Raw genomic sequence first — 19144 nt, forward strand, 5'->3', positions numbered from 1 at the left:
CGCCGCCTGACGGTTTGTGCTTACAATCAGGGCAACGCCATGCCTGCCCGGACTGAACTCATGCACACTGCCGCCGCCGCAACAGCCGCTCCCGGATTTACCCTGACGCGCCAGCAGGCGGTCGTCGCCGCCCTGCACGCGGTATTGCCGCCGCGCTGCGTGCTGTCGGCGGCGGAAGACACGCGTCCCTACGAATGCGACGGCCTGGCCGCCTACCGACAGTTGCCGATGATCGTCACCCTGCCCGACACGGAAGACCAGGTGCTGGCCATCCTGCGCGTGTGCCGTGAAATGAACGTGCCCATCGTGCCGCGCGGCGCCGGCACCGGCCTGTCGGGCGGCGCCTTGCCGATCGCCGATGGCGTGGTGCTGTCGACGGCGCGCCTGAACCGCATCGTGCGCGTTGACGCCTATGCGCGCATCGCCGTGGTGCAGCCGGGCGTGCGCAACCTGGCCATCTCGGAAGCGGCGGCGCCACACGCGCTGTACTACGCGCCCGATCCTTCCTCGCAGATCGCCTGCAGCATCGGCGGCAATGTGGCGGAAAATTCGGGCGGCGTGCATTGCCTGAAATACGGCCTGACGGTGCACAATGTGCTGCGCGTGCGGGTGGCCACCTTGGACGGCGAGATCATCGAACTTGGCGGCGAAGCGCTCGATTCCCCGGGCCTCGATTTGCTGGCGGTGTTTATCGGCTCCGAAGGCATGCTTGGCATCGTCACCGAAGTGACGGTGAAACTGATACCCAGGCCGGCCACCGCGCGCGTCATCATGGCCTCGTTCGGCGATGTGGTCACGGGCGGCAATGCGGTGGCCAATGTGATCGCCGCCGGCATTATTCCGGCCGGCCTGGAAATGATGGACCAGACCTCCTCGCGCATGGTCGAGCCGTTCGTCAAAGCCGGCTACGATACTGACGCGGCCGCGATTTTGCTGTGCGAGGCCGATGGCACGCATGAAGAGGTGGCAGAGGAAATCGCGCGCATGACGGCGGTGCTGGAAGGGGCCGGCGCGATCGCGATTGCCGTGTCAAGCACGGAGGCCGAGCGCCTGAAATTCTGGTCCGGGCGCAAGAACGCGTTTCCGGCCGCCGGGCGCATCTCGCCCGATTACTACTGCATGGACGGCACCATCCCGCGCAAGAAACTGGCCGAAGTGTTAACCGGCATCGCCGCCATGGAAACCACGCATGGATTGCGCTGCGCCAATGTGTTCCATGCCGGCGACGGCAATCTGCACCCGCTGATCCTGTTCGACGCGAATCAGCCCGGCGAGTTCGCGCGCGCCGAAGCGTTCGGCGCCGATATCCTGGCCCTGTGCGTGGCCGTCGGCGGCACCATCACCGGGGAACACGGTGTGGGCATGGAAAAGATCAACTCCATGTGCGTGCAATTTACGCGCGCCGAACTCGACGCCTTTTTTGCCGTCAAGCGGGCCTTCGATCCGCATGGCCTGCTCAACCCCGACAAGGCGATTCCCACCCTGAACCGCTGCGCCGAATTTGGCAGGATGCATGTGACGGCCGGGCGGCTGCCATTTGCCAACCTGCCGCGTTTTTAGTCACACCGGAGACCTCTTTGCAAGCGATAGCGGAACAATTCAGGCAACGCATCATCAACGCCAGCGCGGCGGGCACGCCCTTGCGCCTGCGCGGCGGCGGCAGCAAGGACTGGTATGGCCAGCAACTGGCGGGCGAGGTGCTCGACACGCGGCCCTATGCCGGCATCATCGACTACGAGCCGACCGAACTGGTGATCACGGCGCGCTGCGGCACGCCGCTGGTGGAGATCGAAGCGGCGCTGGCCGCGCGCAACCAGATGCTGGCGTTCGAGCCGCCGCACTTTGGCCCGGGCGCCACAGTGGGCGGCACGGTCGCTTGCGCGCTGTCCGGGCCGCGCCGCGCCAGCGCCGGCGCCGTGCGCGACTTCGTGCTGGGCGCCGTGCTGATGGATGGCCACGGTGAACGCCTGGCCTTTGGCGGCCAGGTCATGAAAAACGTGGCCGGCTACGATGTGTCGCGCCTGCTGGCCGGCTCCCTCGGTACGCTGGGCCTGATCCTGGAAGTGTCGCTGAAAGTGCTGCCCTTGCCGCTGCGCGAGGCGAGCCTGCAATTTGAATGCGCCGAAATCGCCGCGCTGCGCATGCTCAATGAGTGGGGCGGCCAGCCCTTGCCAATTTCCGCCAGCTGCTGGCACGACGGCGTGCTGACGCTGCGCCTGTCGGGCGCCGAGGCGGCCGTGACGGCGGCGCAGCAGCGGCTGGGCGGCGCTGCGGTCGCGGCGCAGGAGGCGGCGATTTTCTGGAGCGCGCTGCGCGAGCAGACGCACGATTTTTTCAAGGGACCGGGCAGCTTGTGGCGGCTTTCGCTGCCGCCGCACGCCAGCGCCGTGATTTTGAAAGGCCGGCAATTGATCGAGTGGGGCGGCGCGCAGCGCTGGCTGAAAATCGATGGCGACGCCGACGCGGCCGGCGCGCAGCGCATCCGGCAGAGCGTGGCGGCGGCCGGTGGCCACGCCATCCTGTTTCGCGGCGGCGACAAGACGGCCGGCGTGTTCCAGCCGCTGGCGCCGGCGGTGGCGGCCATCCATGCACGCCTGGCGCGCAGTTTTGACCCGGCCGGCATTTTCAATCCGCACCGCATGTACTGAATCTATCGAACACTAATATCGAGACGCCATGCAAACCAATCTTGCCGACTTTATCAAGGGTACGCCGGCCGGCGACGAGGCCGAAGCCATTTTGCGCGCCTGCGTGCATTGCGGCTTTTGCACCGCCACCTGTCCCACTTATCAGCTGCTGGGCGACGAGCTCGACGGCCCGCGCGGACGCATCTACCTGATCAAGCAGGTGCTCGAAGGCGCGCCTGTCACGGCAAAAACACAGACCCACCTGGACCGCTGCCTGACCTGCCGCAACTGCGAGTCGACCTGTCCATCGGGCGTGAAATACGGGCGCCTGGTCGATATCGGCCGCCATGTCGTCGATCAGCGCGTGCAGCGCCCCTTGCGCGAACGCGCCTTGCGCTTTGCCCTGAAGGAGGCGCTGCCGCGCCGCTGGCTGTTTACGCCCGTCTACAAGGCGGGCCAGGCGCTGCGCCCGCTGCTGTCAAAAGGCTTGCAGGACAAATTGCGGCCCGCAGCCAAGCCGGGCCATTGGCCTTCGCGTCCGCACGCGCGCACCATGCTGGTGCTGGACGGCTGCGTACAGCCGGCCATGGCGCCGAATATCAACGCGGCCACCGCGCGCGTGCTCGACGCCCTCGGCGTGCAGCTGATCAATGTGGCAAAGGCTGGCTGCTGCGGCGCGCTGCGCCATCACATGAACGAGCAGGAAGCGGCGCTGGACGACATGCGCCGCAATATCGACGCCTGGTGGCCTTACGTGGAAACGATTGAGGCGATCGTCATGACGGCCTCGGGCTGTGGCGCCACGGTCAAGGAATACGGCCATTTGCTGGCCCACGATGCGCGCTACGCGGCCAAGGCGCAGCGCATTGCGCAGCTGGCGCGCGACCTGTGCGAAGTCTTGCCGCAATTCGAGACGGAACTGGCGGCGCTGGTGCAGGGGCGCATCACGGAAAGAGTGGTGTACCACCCGCCGTGCACCTTGCAGCATGGCCAGCAGATACGGGGGCGGGTGGAGCAGGTGCTGCGCGCCGTCGGCGTCGACGTGCGCCTGTGCGCCGACAGCCATCTGTGCTGCGGCTCTGCCGGCACTTATTCGATCCTGCAGCCGGCGCTGTCGCAGCAGCTGCGCGACAACAAGGTGGCCGAACTGGAAGCATGCGCGCCGGACGTGATCGTGTCGGCCAATATCGGCTGCCTCAGCCAGCTGCAGTCGGGTACCGAGGTGCCGGTGCGGCACTGGATCGAATTGATCGATGCGGCGCTGACATAGCCAAAAATTAAATCTGGTCTTCCGCGTAGCTGGCGGCGCGCCACTGCTTTGGCGCGACGAAATTGTCCGCCCAGCCCTGTACCAAGTCGGCCGGCATCGGGCGGGCGATGACGTAACCTTGCGCCAGGTCGCAGCCCAGCTCGATCAGGCGTTCGCCGTGGGCGATGCTTTCCACGCCTTCGGCGATCACCGTCAGCCGGAACGAGCGGGCCAGGCCGATCACGGCGCGCACCAGGTGCAGGTCGTCGCGGTCGTTGAGCATATTGTGGACAAAACTCTGGTCGATCTTGATGATGTCGGCCGGCAGGCGCTTCAGGTAGGACATCGAGGAATAGCCGGTGCCGAAATCATCGAGCGCGAACGTGATGCCCAGCGCCTGGCAGGCGCGGATAATGCGCCGCACATGTTCGACGTCGTGCAGCGCCGATGATTCGAGGATCTCGATTTCCAGCATGCTGGCGCGTACGCCGGGAAATTCGCCGAGGATGGTTTTCAGGCGCAGCACGAAATCGGGCTGCTGGAAATGGCGCGCCGCGATATTGACGCTGACCACCCATTGCCGGCCGGCCGCGCTCCAGCGCTGCATCTGCCACAGGGCCTGGCGCAGCACCCATTCGCCGATGTCGATGATCAGGTCGGTTTGCTCGACCAGCGGCAGGAACTGCGCCGGCGACAGCAGGCCGCGCTGTCCGTGCTGCCAGCGCAGCAGCGCTTCCATGCCGACCACCGCGCCGGTGCGCATATTCACCTTGGGCTGGTAGTGCAGGCGCAGCTCGCCGTTGACCAGCGCATGGCGCACTTCGGTGCGCTGGTTGTGGTGGGTGCGCACTTCCTCGTCGAGATGGCTGTCGAAAAAATGATACTGGTTGCGCCCCGTCAGCTTGGCCTGGTAGACGGCGTGGTCGGCGTGGCGCAGCAGGCTTTCCGCGTTCAGTTCCTTGCCGGCATACACGGCGATACCGGCGCTGGCCGTCAGGTGCACGGCTTGCTGGTCGCACTGGTAGGGCAGGCTCAGTTCGCGCATCAGCTGCTGCAATTGCTGCTCGATGCCCTCCTGGCTGGCCTGGCCGCACAGCAGCAGCACGAATTCGTCGCCACCCAGGCGCGCCGCGTAATGGACCTGGCCGGTAAATTGGTGCAGGCGGCCGGCCACCTGCTTGAGCAGGTCGTCGCCGGCGTCGGCGCCATGGCGGTCATTGATGGCCTGGAAGTGGTCCAGATCGAACAGGCATACGGCCATCAGGCGCTGGCGTTCGCGCGCCAGGAACAGTTCCTGCTCGAAGCGGGCCGCCAGTGCGGCGCGGTTGGGCAGGCCGGTCAGCACATCATGGTAGTTTTGCCAGGACATTTTTTGCAGCGCCTGCTGCATGTGCACGGTTTCCGTCAGTTGCAGTCCCAGCTGCTGCCGGCTGGCCTGCAGGGAATGGAGCATTGCGCCGACATCGCCCACCATGCCATTGAAGGCGCGCGAGAGGTGTTGCGCTTCCGGCGTGGCGCCGGGCGCCATGCGCACCGTGAAGTCGCCGCCGCGCAGGCGCTCGATCGCCTGCGCCAGCCGCGCCAGCAGCCTGCGGTGGGACGCCAACAGCAAGCCCAGCAGCACAAGGATGACGATGATGTTGAAGGCGCTCAGCAGCGCTTGCTGGCGCACCGCCTGCCATACCTGCAGCAGCGGCAGCCCGGGCCCGTACTGTACTTCCAGCACGCCATCGCCGCCGCCGGGCAGTGACACCTGCAGGCGGTTGTGGATGGGTTTCATGCCCGCCAGCCGGACAAACCAGGACGGCACTTGCGCGCCCGCCCCATCCCGCGCTCTGTCGGCCTGCACCTCGATGCGGCCGTTGCCGCCATGCCAGCTGATGGTGGCCAGGTTGCGGTTCAGCGGCAGGGCGCTGCGCAATACCTGCCGCACGCTGGCGCCATCGCTGCGCACCGACAGCGGCAGCACGGTGTTGGCCAGGTAGAGATTGAGCTGGCGCGCTTCGCTGCGGTAGCGCGCGTCGGCTTGCGCCGCCTGCGTCGTCAGCAAGGTATGGTAGCGCACGGCGGACACGCCCAGTATCAGCAAGACGATGGGCAGAAACCAGCGGGAATACGTCCCCATCCGCAGCCATGACGATAAAATGTTCCCGAAGACTGGCATCGTTCCGTATCGATATCCGTGAATAATTTAGCAAACATTATCACCGAATAGTGCTACCAGGAACATGTATTCCGACACCGGGCTTAAAAAAATTAACTATAAGAAATTTACATAACGATTGTTTAAAATAACTGTAAATTTCCTGCTGTCTTGGCTTCACAGCAGACCAAGGGCACTGGCGCCGATGCTGCCGTCGCCGGCGCTGCGCGCATGGGCCGCCTTGCTGTTGAATTTGATGGACAGCCGCAAGTCATTGACGGAATCGGCATTGCGCAAGGCGTCTTCATAGCTGATCTGCTCTGCTTCATGCAGGTCGAACAGAGCCTGGTCGAACGTCTGCATGCCCAGCTCGCGCGACTTTTTCATCAGCTCCTTGATCTCATGGACTTGTCCCTTGAAGATCAGGTCGCTCATCAGCGGCGAATTGAGCAAAATTTCCATCGCCACCTTGCGTCCGGCGCCATCCTTGCGCGGGATCAGGCGCTGCGAAATCATGCCTTTCAGGTTCAGCGACAAATCCATCAGCAGCTGCTGGCGCCGCTCTTCGGGGAAGAAATTGATGATGCGGTCGAGCGCCTGGTTGGCGTTGTTGGCGTGCAGGGTGGCCAGGCACAGATGGCCTGTTTCGGCAAACGCGATCGCATGGTCCATGGTTTCGCGGTCGCGGATTTCGCCGATCTGGATCACGTCGGGCGCCTGGCGCAAGGTGTTCTTCAGGGCCGTGCCCCAGTCTTCCGTATCGACCCCCACCTCGCGCTGGGTGACGATGCAGTTGCCGTGCGGATGGATGAATTCCACCGGATCTTCGATGGTGATGATATGGCCGTGGCTGTTGGCGTTGCGGTGGCCCACCATCGCCGCCAGCGTGGTCGACTTGCCGCAGCCGGTAGCGCCCACCATGATCACCAGACCGCGTTTGCTCATCACCACCTCCTGCAAGATGGCAGGCAGGCCCAGCCTGGCCAGCTCGGGTATGGCAGTATTGATCGTGCGCAGCACCATGCCCGCCTGGCCCAGCTGCACGAAGGCCGAGACGCGAAAGCGCCCCAGGCCCTCGGGGCTGATGGCGAAATTCGCTTCGTTGCTCGCTTCAAAACTGTGTGCCTGCTTGTCGTTCATCAGTGCGCGCACATAGCCCGCTGCCAGCGCCGCGTCGAGCGGCGTGGAGGACAGCGGCGTCAGCTTGCCGTCGAGCTTGATGGCTGGCGGAAAACCGGCCGTGATGAACAGGTCCGAGCCGCCGCGTTCGCGCATCTGCGCCAGCAGCGCGTGGATGGCGCCGGTATTGTCGCTCATGGTCATGGCTTAGCCCGGGAAGTTTTCAGGCGACTTGGCGGCCGAACGCGCCGTCTCGGCCGAAATCGCGCCGCGCCGCACCAGGTCCGTCAGGCATTGATCCAAGGTTTGCATGCCGACATTGCTGCCGGTCTGGATCGCCGAATACATTTGCGCCACTTTCGCTTCGCGGATCAGGTTGCGGATGGCCGGCGTGGTCAGCATGATTTCATGGGCCGCCACGCGCGTGCTGCCGTCCTTGGTTTTCAGCAGGTTTTGCGCGATCACCGCCTGCAGCGATTCGGACAGCATGGTGCGCACCATTTCCTTTTCCTCGGCCGGGAACACGTCGATGATGCGGTCGATGGTTTTCGCCGCCGACGAGGTGTGCAGGGTGCCGAACACCAGGTGGCCCGTCTCGGCCGCCGTCAGCGCCAGGCGGATGGTTTCCAGGTCGCGCAATTCGCCGACCAGGATCACGTCCGGATCTTCGCGCAGGGCAGAGCGCAGCGCATTGCTGAACGAATGCGTGTGCTGGCCCACCTCGCGCTGGTTGATCAGGCATTTCTTGGGTTCGTGCACGAACTCGATCGGGTCTTCAATGGTCAGGATATGGTGGTTCAGCCGCTCGTTGACATGGTTGACCATCGCCGCCAGGGTGGTCGACTTGCCGGACCCGGTCGGCCCGGTCACCAGCACCAGGCCGCGCGGGCGCATCGCCAGTTCGCCGAAGATGCGCGGCGCGTTCAGCTCTTCCAGGGTCAGCACTTTCGACGGAATCGTGCGCAGCACGGCCGAGGCGCCGCGTTCCTGGTTGTAGGCGTTGACCCTGAAACGCGCCAGGCCCGGGATTTCAAACGAAAAATCGCATTCGAGCGCCTCTTCATAGGCCTTGCGCTGGCTGTCGTTCATGATGTCATAGATCATGGCGTGCACTTCCTTGTGCTCGAGCGCCGCCACGTTCAGGCGGCGCACGTCGCCATTGACCCGTATCATCGGCGGCAGGCCGGCGGACAGGTGCAAGTCGGAAGCCTTGTTCTTGACGGAGAATGCGAGTAGTTCGGAGATGTCCATTTATAATCCATGTGCCTGCAATAAAGGGCGCCGCGCCTGCAGCGGCTGCGCCCGCCCACTAGAAAATGATTATGTCCACAATCGAAGAGAAACTGCAAGCCGTGCGGCGCAGTATTGCGCAAGCGGCGACAGAAGCGCAGCGCCCGCCCGAGTCCGTCACCCTGCTGGCCGTCTCGAAGACCTTTGGCGCGGATGCGGTGCTGGCAGCGGCCGCTGCCGGGCAAACCGCGTTTGGCGAAAATTATCTGCAGGAAGCGATCGACAAGATCGCCGCCGTCAGGCTGGCGCTGCCTCAAACGGTGCTGGCATGGCATTTTATCGGCCCGATCCAGAGCAACAAGACGCGGCCGATCGCCGAGCATTTCGACTGGGTGCATACGGTCGAGCGCGAAAAAATCGCCGCGCGCCTGTCCGAGCAGCGCCCGGACGGCATGGCTGACCTGAACATCTGCCTGCAGGTCAATATCAGCGGCGAAGCGAGCAAGAGCGGCGTGTCGCCTTCCGACTTGCCGGCGCTGGCGCGCGCGGTGGCGCAACTGCCGAAGTTACGCCTGCGCGGCCTGATGGCCATCCCCGAACCGCAAACCGATCCCGTGCTGCAGCGCGCCGCGTTCGCGCAGCTGCGCGTGCTGTATGAACAGCTGCGCGCCGACGGCTTGCCGCTCGATACCCTGTCGATGGGCATGTCGGCCGACTTGCAGGCGGCCGTGCTGGAAGGCGCGACCATCGTGCGCGTCGGCAGCGCGATCTTCGGCGCCCGCGATTATTCCTGAACCCCTTTGAAAGAGCATTGATGATGGCAGAACTGAAGATAGCATTTGTCGGCGGCGGCAATATGGCGGCGGCCCTGATCGCCGGACTGGCCGGCAAACTGACGGCGGGCGCGAACATCCATGTGATCGACCCGCATGCGCCGGCGCTGGAAAAACTGCAGGCACAATTTGGCGTGACCACGGCGTCCGCCGCCGATGAGGCCTTGCGCGTGGCCGACGTGATCGTGCTGGCGGTGAAACCGCAAAGCATGGGCGAAGCGGCGGCCCAGTTGCTGCCGTTTCTCGATGTGGCCAAGGCGCCGCTGGTGCTGACGATCGCTGCCGGCATCCGCAGCGGCGACCTGGCGCGCTGGCTCGGTGATTATCCGGCGATTGTGCGCGCAATGCCGAACACGCCGGCGCTGATCGGCATGGGCATTACCGGCATGGTGGCCAGCGGCGGCGTCAGTACCGCGCAAAGAGCGCAGGCCGACGCCATCCTGGGCGCCGTCGGCACCACCGTCTGGCTCGATGATGAACAAAAGATCGATCCGGTAACCGCCATTTCCGGCAGCGGCCCTGCCTATGTGTTCTACTTTATCGAAGCGATGCAGGAAGCGGCGCGCGAGCTGGGCTTGACGGCCGAGCAGGGCACGCAGCTGGCGATCGCCACCTTCACGGGCGCGGCGCAGCTGGCGGCCAATTCCAGCGAACCGGCCTCGGTGCTGCGCGAGCGCGTCACCTCCAGGGGCGGCACCACCTACGCGGCCTTGACCAGCATGGAAGAGAGCGGCGTCAAGGCGGCCATTATCAAGGGCATCAAGGCGGCGGCGGCGCGCGGGCGCGAGTTGGGTGACGAGCTGGGGAAATAAAAGTACCTGACAAAACCGGCATGTACGACAAGGAAGCCGCAACGCCGCCATCGGCATTTTCTCAGGCCGTCGGCCCGCTGTTTTTAATCATTCAGTCTTTATGCATTCCGGCTCGGGGTGCAAGCAGCTACTCGCATCACCCCAAGAAACTGCAGGTTTGGTCAACAGTTCTACATGACCTTCACGGCGCGGCCAATGTAAAGGATCGGTCCGGTCGGCCGTCCCGTCGGTGAACCGGTCTCCGGCTCCAGCGTGATTTCAAACAGCTGCTCGGCCTGCATCGGCGGCAGTTTGTCGAGTTTCAGCTTGAGCGTCTGCCCCGGCTGAACCAGGCCCAGCGAGACAGGGGCGCCCCAGTCCTTGCCCTTGGTCCAGAACTGCAGCGATTTCTGCTGCGGCACGGCAGTCGGCCCCAGCGGGATCAGGCTCAGGTCGCGGCTGTTTTTGCTGCTTGCTTGAACGATCCAGCCCGGCGCCTTGTCCTGCGGCGCCACCAGCACCACCAGATAGCCGGGGCCGTTTGGCGCCTGCAGCTGCAGGTTCACCGTCACGGCCAGTGCGGCCGCTGCCGCCAGGCCGCCGCCGGCCAGAATTCTCCAGAACGCCAGGCTGTTCCACCACGCGTGCCAGCCGCCGGCCTGCTCGATGGCCTTGGGTGTAAACAGGGTCGAGGCGATGCGCGGCCACAATTGCGGCGACGGGTCCTCGGGCGGCGCCAGGGCCGTCAACGGCAGCAGCCGCTGTTCCCAGGCATCGATGGCGCCGCGCAGCAGCGCGTCACCGGGCAGGCGCTGTTCGACGCCGGCGCGTTCAGGCGCCGTCAAGGTGCCCAGCACATATTCGCTGGCCAGGCGCTGCAGTTCTTCTTCGTTCAATGGCGTGTTCATCCCATGCACTCCCGCAAGCTGGCCAGGCCGCGCTTGACCCAGGCTTTGACGGTGCCGAGCGGCGAGGCGACCCGCTGCGCGATTTCGCTGTGCGAGCAGCCGTCGACATAGGCGTACAGGATGCAGTTGCGCTTGGCCTCGTCCAGGTGGCCCAGGCAATCGTGCAGCTTGCCCATGTTCGCTTGCAGGGCATAGGCGTCGCCGGCGTCGCCGTTGTCATTTTCCTGGCGTTCATGCAGCAGGTTTTCCACGGTATCCTCGTCGGCCGATATTTCATGGGCGCGCGCACGCGCCACGTTCAGCGCCTGGTGCCGCACCACCACATAGATCCAGCCCTTGCCGCTGCCGCGCGTGGCGTCGAAACTGCCGGCGCGGCGCCAGATGCTCAAGAATGCATCGTGCAGCACGTCCTCGGCCAGCGCGCGCTGGCGCACGATGCGCAGCGCCACGCCCAGCAGGTAACGGCTCTCCTGCTGGTACAGACCTTGCAGGGCTTGCTGCTCGCCGCGCGCGCAGGCGCGCAGGGCGGCGTCGTAGTCGTAGGTGGCGGCGGGCGTAGGCAAGGTGGCGTCGGTCGGTTGGTTAGCAAGTTTTTAATGGATTATAGGCCAGAAAAGATCTTGCCAACCGACATGTTTCAACCGTTTCAGGCGGCTTTCCAGAAAATATAATCGGCCTGGTAAGGCACCCATTGCTTGGCGCCCAGATTGCTGGCGCTGCAAGCCGATGCCGGTGCCACGCCGCCCTTGGTCGCCACGCGCTGGATATAGCTTATGCCCTGCATGGCGCCGCTGCCGGTGGCCGGATTGGCTTTCACCAGCTGATACGGAATATTGCCGGCGCCGGCAGGGGCCACCGCCACTTGCGTGGCCGTCACGGCCGAGCCATCGCGGCTGGCCCAGGTGGCCGGTGGGCCGACATAGGTGCCGACCTGCATGCCGCCGCGGTCGTTGAGAACGGCGTCCGGTCCGCCGAAGACCCATTCATGGCCGCTCATGTCTTTCTTGGCCTTGCATTCATAGGCGATCTTGCCGACGCCGACGGTCTGCATGGTCACCTGATGGCCGGCCGGTACTTGCACGGTGGCGGGCAGGGCGTCTTGCGAGTAACGCGCGGCCATGGGGGCGCAGGCCGTCAGCAGCAGGGCCGACAGGGGAATGGCGAGGGTAGTGATGTGCATGGCAGGCTCCTGAAAGTATGGTTCAACCGGTTGGCTGATACCTGTACTACCCATGGATGCGCTGTTTGGATGCAGCAAACCAGAATTATTTTTCGACCGGTGGCTGGTGCCGGTTCATCCGCTGCAAGACGCTGCGGATCACGGGCAGGGCGACCTTGGCGTGGCGCAGCAGGGCGCTGGCGCGCAACAGCCACGGCAAGCTGCGGCGCGGGCGCAGCAGCATCAGGCCCAGTACGCTGCCGGTTACCATCAGCGGCACTGTCAGGCGCGCCAGGATGGCCTGGCGCAGATTGCCAGCGCTCAAGGGCTCGAACAACTGATGTGTCTGCACGCCCAGCGCCGTGCGCTGCAGCGCGCATTCGGCCAGCAGCGCGTCGCGCCGTTGCCTGGCGCTCAGTTTGACCTTCGCAGAGGACAGGGGAGCGTGGTTCATGGCCGCTCCGCTTCGCGGTGCGCCAGGTGCTGCAAGGCGTCGAGGTCCTTGCTGAGCTCATCCATGGTGAACGACAGCAGCTTGGGCTTGCTGCGAAAACTGGCGCGTACGCCGACCAGGGTGGCGATGGCGGCAACGATAAAGACGGTCGAGGAGATGGCGATGGCACCGATGCGGTGCGTGTCCCAGAAAATGACGATGACGAGGAACACCAGCAGCACCAGGCCGACAAACAGCAGCAGCAGGGCCAGCATGGCCAGGCCAAGATAGGTGAGGTAGCGCAGCGACTCTTCTTCCATCTCCACCGCCGCCAGTTTCAAGCGGGTGCGAAGAATGGTGGCCAGGGTCGCCGCGACGCGGGCAGCATGTTGAACGATAGCCATGAACTGCCTTTCGTATCGAAATGCAGGCGGCCAGGCCGCCCGGTAGTGCGGGAAAAACTAGCGGCGCGACGAGGCCAGCAGCAGGCCGAACAGCACGCCCACGACGGCGCCGGCGCCGACGGCCTTCCATGGATTGTCCTGCACATATTCGTCGGTGACCTTGGCGGCCTTCTTGGTGCGGTCAACCAGATCTTCTTCCAGCTTGATCAGGTCTTTTTTGGCCGTATCGAGGGTGGAGAAGAATTTTTCCTTGACGGCGCGGATGTTTTCGCCCGTCTGGCCACCGGCGTTGTCGAGCCAGCCTTCGGCTTCGTTGATGACACCCTTGATGTCGCCAATCACTTTGTCGCGTGCCTGGCCTGCTTCGGCGATGACGTTGTCGCTGCTGGATTTGCCTGTTTGTATCGAGCTCATGTATTACCTCATCGGTGGGTGAAAGCACAGTGAAATACCAGTGTAGAGCGCAGCGGCAAGGCGGTCTTGCGGCGCCTCAATGGGGTCCGAGGCGCCAGCCTGCATTACTGGCGGAAAGCGAAGTCCAGCACGACCCCCGCAAAAACCGCTGCTCCCAGCCAGTTATTATGCCGGAATGCCGCAAAACACGGCATACGCTCGCGTGCGCGTATCAAGGTGTAGTGATAAACGGCGCAAGCGGCGGCCACCAGCAGGCCCGCCAGATACCAGTAGCGCAGGCCCAGGTACCAGCCGCAGGCCAGCCATAGCAGCAGGAACAGCGCATAGCACAGCATGATGATGGCCACGTCGTGGCGTCCGAAGGTGATGGCCGAGGTGCGGATGCCGATCTTCAGGTCGTCGTCGCGGTCGACCATGGCGTATTCCGTATCGTAGGCCACGGCCCAGAACACATTGCCGACCAGCAGCAGCCAGGCGACGACGGGCACCGAGTCCGTGATGGCGGCAAAGCCCATCGGGATGCCGAAGCCGAAGGCGATGCCGAGGTACGCTTGCGGAATGGCGAAGAAACGCTTGAAGTAGGGGTAGGTGGCGGCGATGATCACGGCCGCCACCGACAGCTGTCTGGTCAGCGCGTTCAGGGGCAGGATCAGGCAGAAGGCGGCCACCGTCAGCACGCCGGCCACGCCCAGTGCTTCCTTGCCGCTGATGCGCCCGCTGGTAATCGGCCGGTCGGCCGTGCGCTTGACGAATTTGTCGATATCCTGGTCGGCGTAATCGTTGATGGCGCAGCCCGCCGAGCGCATCAGGAAGGTGCCAAGAAAAAAGATCAGCAGCAGCCGCCAGTCCGGCACCCCTTGTTGCGCCATCCACAAGGCGCACAGGGTGGGCCACAGCAGCAATACGGTACCGATCGGCTTGTCGAGCCGGATCAGGCGGAAATACAGCGCCAGCTTGTTCATGGAAATCTCGGTCTTGTTGAAGAGAAACGACGATTATCGCAAATAGTATGGCAATGTACTATTTTTCGCTCAGCACTTCCTCTTCGAACAGGCTGGTGATGCCGGGCAGTTCGCAGCTGGCAATCGCCGCGCACAGGGCGTCGATGGCGGCCTTGCGCGTAAAGCTTTTGCGCCACAGCATGACCACCCGGCGCGAGGGGGCTGGAGCGTCGAATTCGCGGTAGGCCAGCATGCCGTCCACCGCGTGCATGTCCGGCACCGAGGCGCGCGGCAGTACGGTCAGGCCGATGCCGCTGGCCACCATATGGCGGATGGTTTCCAGCGACGAGCCTTCGAAGGTGCGCTGCATGCCGTTGCCGGGCGAGGAGAAGCGTGCCATCTCCGGGCACACTTCCAGCACCTGGTCGCGGAAGCAGTGACCGTTGCCCAGCAATAGCATGGTTTCCGATTTCAGGTCCTGCGCGGCGATGCTCTTGCGCGCTGTCCATGCATGGTGGCGCGGCATGGCCACCACGAACGGCTCGTCATACAGGGTCTGCATGGCCATGCCGTGTTCGGGCAGGGGCAGCGCCATGATGGCCACGTCCAGCTCGCCCTGGCGCAGCAGTTCGAGCAGGCGCACGGTAAAATTTTCCTGCAAAATCAATGGCATCTGCGGCACCTGGGCTATCATGGCCTTGACCAGTGGCGGCAGCAGGTAGGGGCCGATGGTATAGATCACCCCCAGGCGCAGCGGACCGGCCAGCGGGTCCTTGTTCTGCTTGGCCAGTTCCTTGATGGCGGCCGTCTGTTCCAGCACGCGCTCGGCCTGGGCGATGATTTGCGCGCCCAGCGGCGTGACCGAAATTTCCGCGCCGCCGCGTTCGAACAGCACCACGCCCAGTTCGTCTTCAAGCTTCTTGATGGCCACTGACAGGGTCGGCTGGGCCACAAAACAGGCTTCGGCCGCATGGCCGAAGTGCTTGGCGCGCGCCACTGCCACGATATATTTCAGTTCAGTCAGTGTCATAAAGTGATTGAAACACAGGAAGTGCCTGCTTGCAATGAATGAAAGAGGACGTGTGCGCCAAACTGGCGCGGCGATCGCATATTGTAGCGGATCGCCCCCTATAATAGCGGGACCGGGGCTGCTGGCCGTGCGCGGCCGGCAGCCCACCCACCCACTGTACGGAACAACCGATGCCCATGCCTGACTTTGAAACCAAACTATGCAGCCGCGAGGAACTGCGGGCGCGCGCCGCAGCCTTGCCGAAACCGGTGGTCGTCACCAATGGCGTGTTCGATATCCTGCACCGCGGCCACGTGACTTACCTGGCGCAGGCGCGCGCGCTGGGCGCCTCGCTGGTGGTGGCGCTCAATACCGACGCTTCCGTCAAGCGCCTGGGCAAGGGCGACGATCGCCCGCTCAACAGCTGCGAAGACCGCATGGCCGTGCTGGCAGCACTTGCATCGGTGAGCCTGGTGGTGCCGTTTTCGGAAGACAGCGCGCTGGAAGTGGTGCAGGAAATCACTCCCGAGATCTATGTGAAGGGCGGCGACTACGACATGGCGGCCATCCCCGAAGGCAAAGCCGTGCTGGCCTATGGCGGCCAGGCCGTGGCGATCGACTTCGAGCACGACCGCTCGACGACCAAGCTGCTCAGCAAGGTGCGCCAGCAATAAAGCCGTGCTGTGCGTGCACAAGAGAAAGCGCGCTTGTTGCGTTTATACTATCGTGCTATACCGGACCGGGGATATCGACAACGTGCTGCACGCTGTCAATGTTTTCACAAGGATAAAAAGGCGTTACTATGATCGTTATGCCAAGGCTGCACCAGGTCAGCCGCAGCGCGTAGTGCCGCCGTTCATCACGCCATCGCCATGGCGGTCATCGTTTGCGACAGAAGAAATCAATGGAACATACTAGTACGGGAGAGTGGCTGCTGCAGTCCGGCGTGTGGATTGCCGATGCGGCCCAGTCAGGCTTGCAGTTTGCACGTAGCGCGGCAGGTCAGGCGGTGTCGCCACGCCTGAGCGCTGACGATATCGGCCAGCTGATGCGCACCCATCGCCTGCCTGGCGAGGCCAGCGTGCAGTTTCCGCCGGAATTCCAGTACAGCCCCTACACGGGCGTGGCCTTGCAGGCGCCGCCGCAAAGCGGCCAGGCCAGCGCCTGGGTCGCGCCGTTCGGTGCGCGCCCGGTCAACAGCAGCGCCATGCCCGGCGCGACCGGCCTGCGCCAGACGGCGCAAGCGCTGAAAATCGCGCGCAGCCCAGCGCGCGACCAGTCGGCCGATGCGCTGGCCAATGCCGACCCCGACACCAGCTTGCCGGCGCCGCCGCCGGGCGAGCACGCGTTTTTCTCGGCCCGCTTCGGCACCACCGGCGCGGCCCTGCTGGCGCTCGACGCGCGCAAGGGCGCCCTGTACGGCTGGCTGCCCGGCTCGCAGCTCTGGCTGGCGCTGGAATCTGCCAAGGGCGGCCTGCTGTCCGAATGCCAGCTGGGCGAGACCGCCTGGCGCGCCGAACTGGCCAGCGCCTGGAACAGCTGCCTGTACGTACCCAGCGGCCATGGCCTGGCCTGCATCACGCCCGATATCGCCTCGCTCAGCTACCAGGTCGAGCACTTCGGCGACGCGCCTTCGGTGGCCGCGCCGATCTGGTTCCAGGGCCGCCTGTGGGCGCCGCTGCAGGGCGCCGACGGCGTGCTGCGCTTCCTGAACCTGGACGCGCGCCATGTCGCCGGCGCCGACGTCGTGCTCGATGGCGCCATCCTTCCTGGCAAGGCGAGCGCGCCGGTGGCCTATGGCCGCAGCGTAATCTGGCCGTGCGAACATGGCCAGCTGCGCTTGCAGCAGCGCCAGGACGGCGGCATGGCCGCTTCGTGGACACCGTGGCCGGCCGGCCTGCAGCCGCAATTCGATTTCGGCTGCCCGTATCTGTCGCGCGATGGCGACCTGTGGCAGCTGTGTTTTGACAGCGCCGCCGACCGCTATCTGTACCTGAAACTGGGCACCCAGGGTGAAACGGCGGAGGCGATGGAGCCGCGCCTGTGTTCGGGCAGCATCAACTATCGCTTTTCCACCAAGCTGAAAACGGCGCCATGGCAGGAACTCGAACGCGGCAACGATGGCGCCAGCAGCACTTCGGTGATGCCGCTGCTCGAAGCGGGCGAGAGCGTCTTTGGCGTGCGCTTCGAGACGCGCGCCAGCCTCGACAGTGTCTTGCGTTCGGACGAGCGCATGTATGCGCAACTGCTGCAGGACGACGGCGTGCGCGAACTGCCGTTCCACGCTTTTTCGGTGGCCGAACCGTGGCGCATGCGCCTGTTCGCCCACCAGGGCACCTTGTGGGCCTATCACCCCTTGCTGGGCCGCATCAACGGCTGGAAGCTGCAGGCATGAAGCTGATGAAGCGCATCGTGGCCGCCGTCGCCGCAGTGGTCACCCTGGCCGCCAGCCTGCCGCTGCAGGCGGCCGGCATCCAGCAGGCTTTCCTGGTGCAGAACTCGGGCTGGATGGAGCCGTTCTATACCGACCAGCAGTCGCAGTTGAAAGCGCTGGTGGGCGCCGTGGCGCAGGCCGCCAGCACACCGGAAGACCAGCTGTTTTTGCTGGCCTTCAGCCAGAGCAGCGGCAGCCATGTCTCGCCGGCGCTGCTGGGCCAGGGCCGTGGCGCGGCCGGCATCGCCGCGCAACTGGCGCCACTGGGCCTGGCGCGCAAAAGCAGCGGCGGCGCATTGGCCGACACCGACTTCCAGGAAGCCGTGACCAAGACCATTACCGGCCCCTTCCGCTCGGCGTCCGGCATTGTATGGATCTTTACCAATAACAAGAACAGCCCCAATAACGACAGCCAGACCGCCGAGCGCAACCGCGACTTTTATCGCCTGCTGCATCTGGAACCGTCGATCACCAAAACCCTGGTGTTTCCTTTGCGCATGCCGGTGCAGGGCAAGCTGTACAGCGCCAAGGGCCTGATGGTGTATGCGCTGGCCTATGGCCAGCCGGCCGCCGACGCCTTGACGCGCATCCAGGCCGAAGGCCGGCTGTCCAAAGTGCTGACGCGCGCGCCGGCCCGCCTGAAACCGGTGGACCAGGACGCTGTGCGCATCGTGCCGCAGTCGGTCAAGAATACCCCCAACGTACATGCCAGCCTGGGCCGTGACGGCCGCACCATCGTGCTCGACGTCGAAGCGGCCAGCCTGCTGCCGCAGGTGGTGCTGCAGGCGTCCTTGCAGAACATGTTTTTCCCGTATGTGATCGAAAACGCCACCGTGCACGCCGCGCTGGCCGGCCAGGCCGCGCCGCTGCAGGTCAGTCCGGCCGCCATCAAGGGCTTGCAGCCGGGCGCCAGCCAGGCCGTCGAAGTGCGCTTCGACTTGCCGATGGCGCAGATTCCGTCGCCATGGTCGGCCCAGGCGCTGTCGGCCATGGGCAAGCAGGTGCTGCTGCCGATGAAGGCGACGGTGGGCCTGGCCGACCAGCGCCTGGCCTTGTCGACCGGCTTTGCCAGCGAACTGCAGGAACTGTTCCCGGGCGACCCGATCTCGGAAGTATTCACCCCGCCCGACAGCGTGCGCGCCTCGCAGGCCACCGTGCCCTTGCTGGTGCGCATCCAGTATCCGCTGCTGCCGGTGCTGCTGATCATCGCCGCCGTCTTGCTGCTGGTGCTGGCGTTTGTTCTGTTCGGCCTGCTGGGCACGCGCAGCAAGCGCTACCGCGTGGTGGTCGACGGCGTGCCGCGCCAGGTCTTGATGAAGCCGTTCAAGAGCGTCATTTTGCGCGACGATGGCGGGCGCGATATCGGCGAACTCAAGCGTGGCCTGGGCAAGCCGTCCATCGTGCGTATGGCCGAGGGCCATGCCGTGACCGTGGGCTGAGCACGTTTTTC

19 protein-coding genes are annotated in these 19144 nt (G+C 64.7%); 8 read left to right on the forward strand and 11 right to left on the reverse strand.

Annotated features, from left to right (window positions below; genetic code table 11):
- The first annotated feature begins 60 nt into the window (after positions 1-60).
- Genes ASR47_RS13485 through glcF form a run of 3 tightly spaced genes read left to right on the forward strand, consistent with a single transcriptional unit; the run spans position 61 to position 3897 of the window.
- Positions 61-1560, forward strand: coding sequence for an FAD-linked oxidase C-terminal domain-containing protein (locus ASR47_RS13485; protein WP_065308294.1), 1500 nt, complete (start codon positions 61-63; stop codon positions 1558-1560).
- Between the two features lie 17 nt (positions 1561-1577).
- A complete protein-coding gene (gene glcE / locus ASR47_RS13490) occupies positions 1578-2648 on the forward strand; it encodes a glycolate oxidase subunit GlcE (RefSeq protein ID WP_065308295.1) in 1071 nt (356 codons plus the stop codon).
- 28 nt (positions 2649-2676) lie between these two features.
- On the forward strand, positions 2677-3897 hold the full coding sequence (gene glcF / locus ASR47_RS13495; RefSeq protein ID WP_065308296.1) for a glycolate oxidase subunit GlcF: 1221 nt from the start codon (positions 2677-2679) through the stop codon (positions 3895-3897).
- A gap of 7 nt (positions 3898-3904) precedes the next feature.
- Here glcF and ASR47_RS13500 read toward each other — a convergent pair whose 3' ends face one another.
- The 3 genes from ASR47_RS13500 to ASR47_RS13510 all read right to left on the reverse strand — a co-directional run bounded on the left by ASR47_RS13500 (position 3905) and on the right by ASR47_RS13510 (position 8389).
- Complete coding sequence (locus ASR47_RS13500; RefSeq protein ID WP_065308297.1) at positions 3905-6001, reverse strand: putative bifunctional diguanylate cyclase/phosphodiesterase; 2097 nt, start codon at positions 5999-6001, stop codon at positions 3905-3907.
- A 195-nt stretch (positions 6002-6196) separates the two neighbouring features.
- Positions 6197-7342 (reverse strand): PilT/PilU family type 4a pilus ATPase, encoded by a 1146-nt coding sequence (locus ASR47_RS13505; protein WP_065308298.1) that lies wholly within the window; start codon positions 7340-7342, stop codon positions 6197-6199.
- A gap of 3 nt (positions 7343-7345) precedes the next feature.
- A complete protein-coding gene (locus ASR47_RS13510) occupies positions 7346-8389 on the reverse strand; it encodes a type IV pilus twitching motility protein PilT (RefSeq protein ID WP_065308299.1) in 1044 nt (347 codons plus the stop codon).
- 71 nt (positions 8390-8460) lie between these two features.
- On the opposite strand from ASR47_RS13510, the gene ASR47_RS13515 reads away from it, so the two are divergent.
- Both ASR47_RS13515 and proC read left to right on the forward strand, forming a co-directional pair.
- On the forward strand, positions 8461-9162 hold the full coding sequence (locus ASR47_RS13515; RefSeq protein WP_065308407.1) for a YggS family pyridoxal phosphate-dependent enzyme: 702 nt from the start codon (positions 8461-8463) through the stop codon (positions 9160-9162).
- A 20-nt stretch (positions 9163-9182) separates the two neighbouring features.
- Positions 9183-10013: a pyrroline-5-carboxylate reductase gene (proC, locus tag ASR47_RS13520; protein ID WP_065308300.1), complete on the forward strand. Its 831-nt coding sequence runs from the start codon at positions 9183-9185 to the stop codon at positions 10011-10013.
- Positions 10014-10183: 170 nt separating this feature from the next.
- Here proC and ASR47_RS13525 read toward each other — a convergent pair whose 3' ends face one another.
- The 8 genes from ASR47_RS13525 to ASR47_RS13560 form a co-directional block, all read right to left on the reverse strand.
- Entirely contained in the window at positions 10184-10900 is a 717-nt protein-coding gene (locus ASR47_RS13525) for an anti-sigma factor (protein ID WP_065308301.1), read from the reverse strand.
- The gene (locus tag ASR47_RS13530) at positions 10897-11463 is read right to left on the reverse strand and encodes a sigma-70 family RNA polymerase sigma factor (RefSeq protein ID WP_065308302.1); all 567 of its coding nucleotides are present in this window, start codon (positions 11461-11463) and stop codon (positions 10897-10899) included. Before ASR47_RS13530 ends, ASR47_RS13525 begins: the two co-directional genes overlap by 4 nt.
- 83 nt (positions 11464-11546) lie before the next feature.
- Positions 11547-12080 carry a DUF3455 domain-containing protein gene (locus ASR47_RS13535; protein ID WP_065308303.1) on the reverse strand — a complete coding sequence of 178 codons (534 nt, stop codon included), beginning with the start codon at positions 12078-12080 and terminating at the stop codon, positions 11547-11549.
- 85 nt (positions 12081-12165) lie between these two features.
- On the reverse strand, positions 12166-12513 hold the full coding sequence (locus ASR47_RS13540; RefSeq protein WP_065308304.1) for a hypothetical protein: 348 nt from the start codon (positions 12511-12513) through the stop codon (positions 12166-12168).
- Entirely contained in the window at positions 12510-12896 is a 387-nt protein-coding gene (locus ASR47_RS13545; protein ID WP_065308305.1) for a phage holin family protein, read from the reverse strand. Before ASR47_RS13545 ends, ASR47_RS13540 begins: the two co-directional genes overlap by 4 nt.
- 57 nt (positions 12897-12953) lie before the next feature.
- Positions 12954-13310: an ElaB/YgaM/YqjD family protein gene (locus ASR47_RS13550; RefSeq protein WP_065308306.1), complete on the reverse strand. Its 357-nt coding sequence runs from the start codon at positions 13308-13310 to the stop codon at positions 12954-12956.
- Positions 13311-13414: 104 nt separating this feature from the next.
- On the reverse strand, positions 13415-14272 hold the full coding sequence (gene ubiA, locus ASR47_RS13555; RefSeq protein ID WP_065308307.1) for a 4-hydroxybenzoate octaprenyltransferase: 858 nt from the start codon (positions 14270-14272) through the stop codon (positions 13415-13417).
- Positions 14273-14330: 58 nt separating this feature from the next.
- Complete coding sequence (locus ASR47_RS13560) at positions 14331-15281, reverse strand: hydrogen peroxide-inducible genes activator (protein WP_065308308.1); 951 nt, start codon at positions 15279-15281, stop codon at positions 14331-14333.
- A 176-nt stretch (positions 15282-15457) separates the two neighbouring features.
- On the opposite strand from ASR47_RS13560, the gene rfaE2 reads away from it, so the two are divergent.
- From rfaE2 to ASR47_RS13575, 3 genes are all read left to right on the forward strand, one after another.
- Entirely contained in the window at positions 15458-15934 is a 477-nt protein-coding gene (gene rfaE2 / locus ASR47_RS13565) for a D-glycero-beta-D-manno-heptose 1-phosphate adenylyltransferase (RefSeq protein WP_065308408.1), read from the forward strand.
- Positions 15935-16164: 230 nt separating this feature from the next.
- Complete coding sequence (locus ASR47_RS13570) at positions 16165-17655, forward strand: hypothetical protein (protein ID WP_150127800.1); 1491 nt, start codon at positions 16165-16167, stop codon at positions 17653-17655.
- Positions 17652-19133 (forward strand): hypothetical protein, encoded by a 1482-nt coding sequence (locus ASR47_RS13575; protein ID WP_245714344.1) that lies wholly within the window; start codon positions 17652-17654, stop codon positions 19131-19133. The genes ASR47_RS13570 and ASR47_RS13575 overlap by 4 nt, the downstream gene beginning before the upstream one ends.
- Positions 19134-19144: the final 11 nt, after the last annotated feature.

The organism is Janthinobacterium psychrotolerans (assembly GCF_001677885.1).
Taxonomy (GTDB): Bacteria; Pseudomonadota; Gammaproteobacteria; order Burkholderiales; family Burkholderiaceae_D; genus Janthinobacterium; species Janthinobacterium psychrotolerans.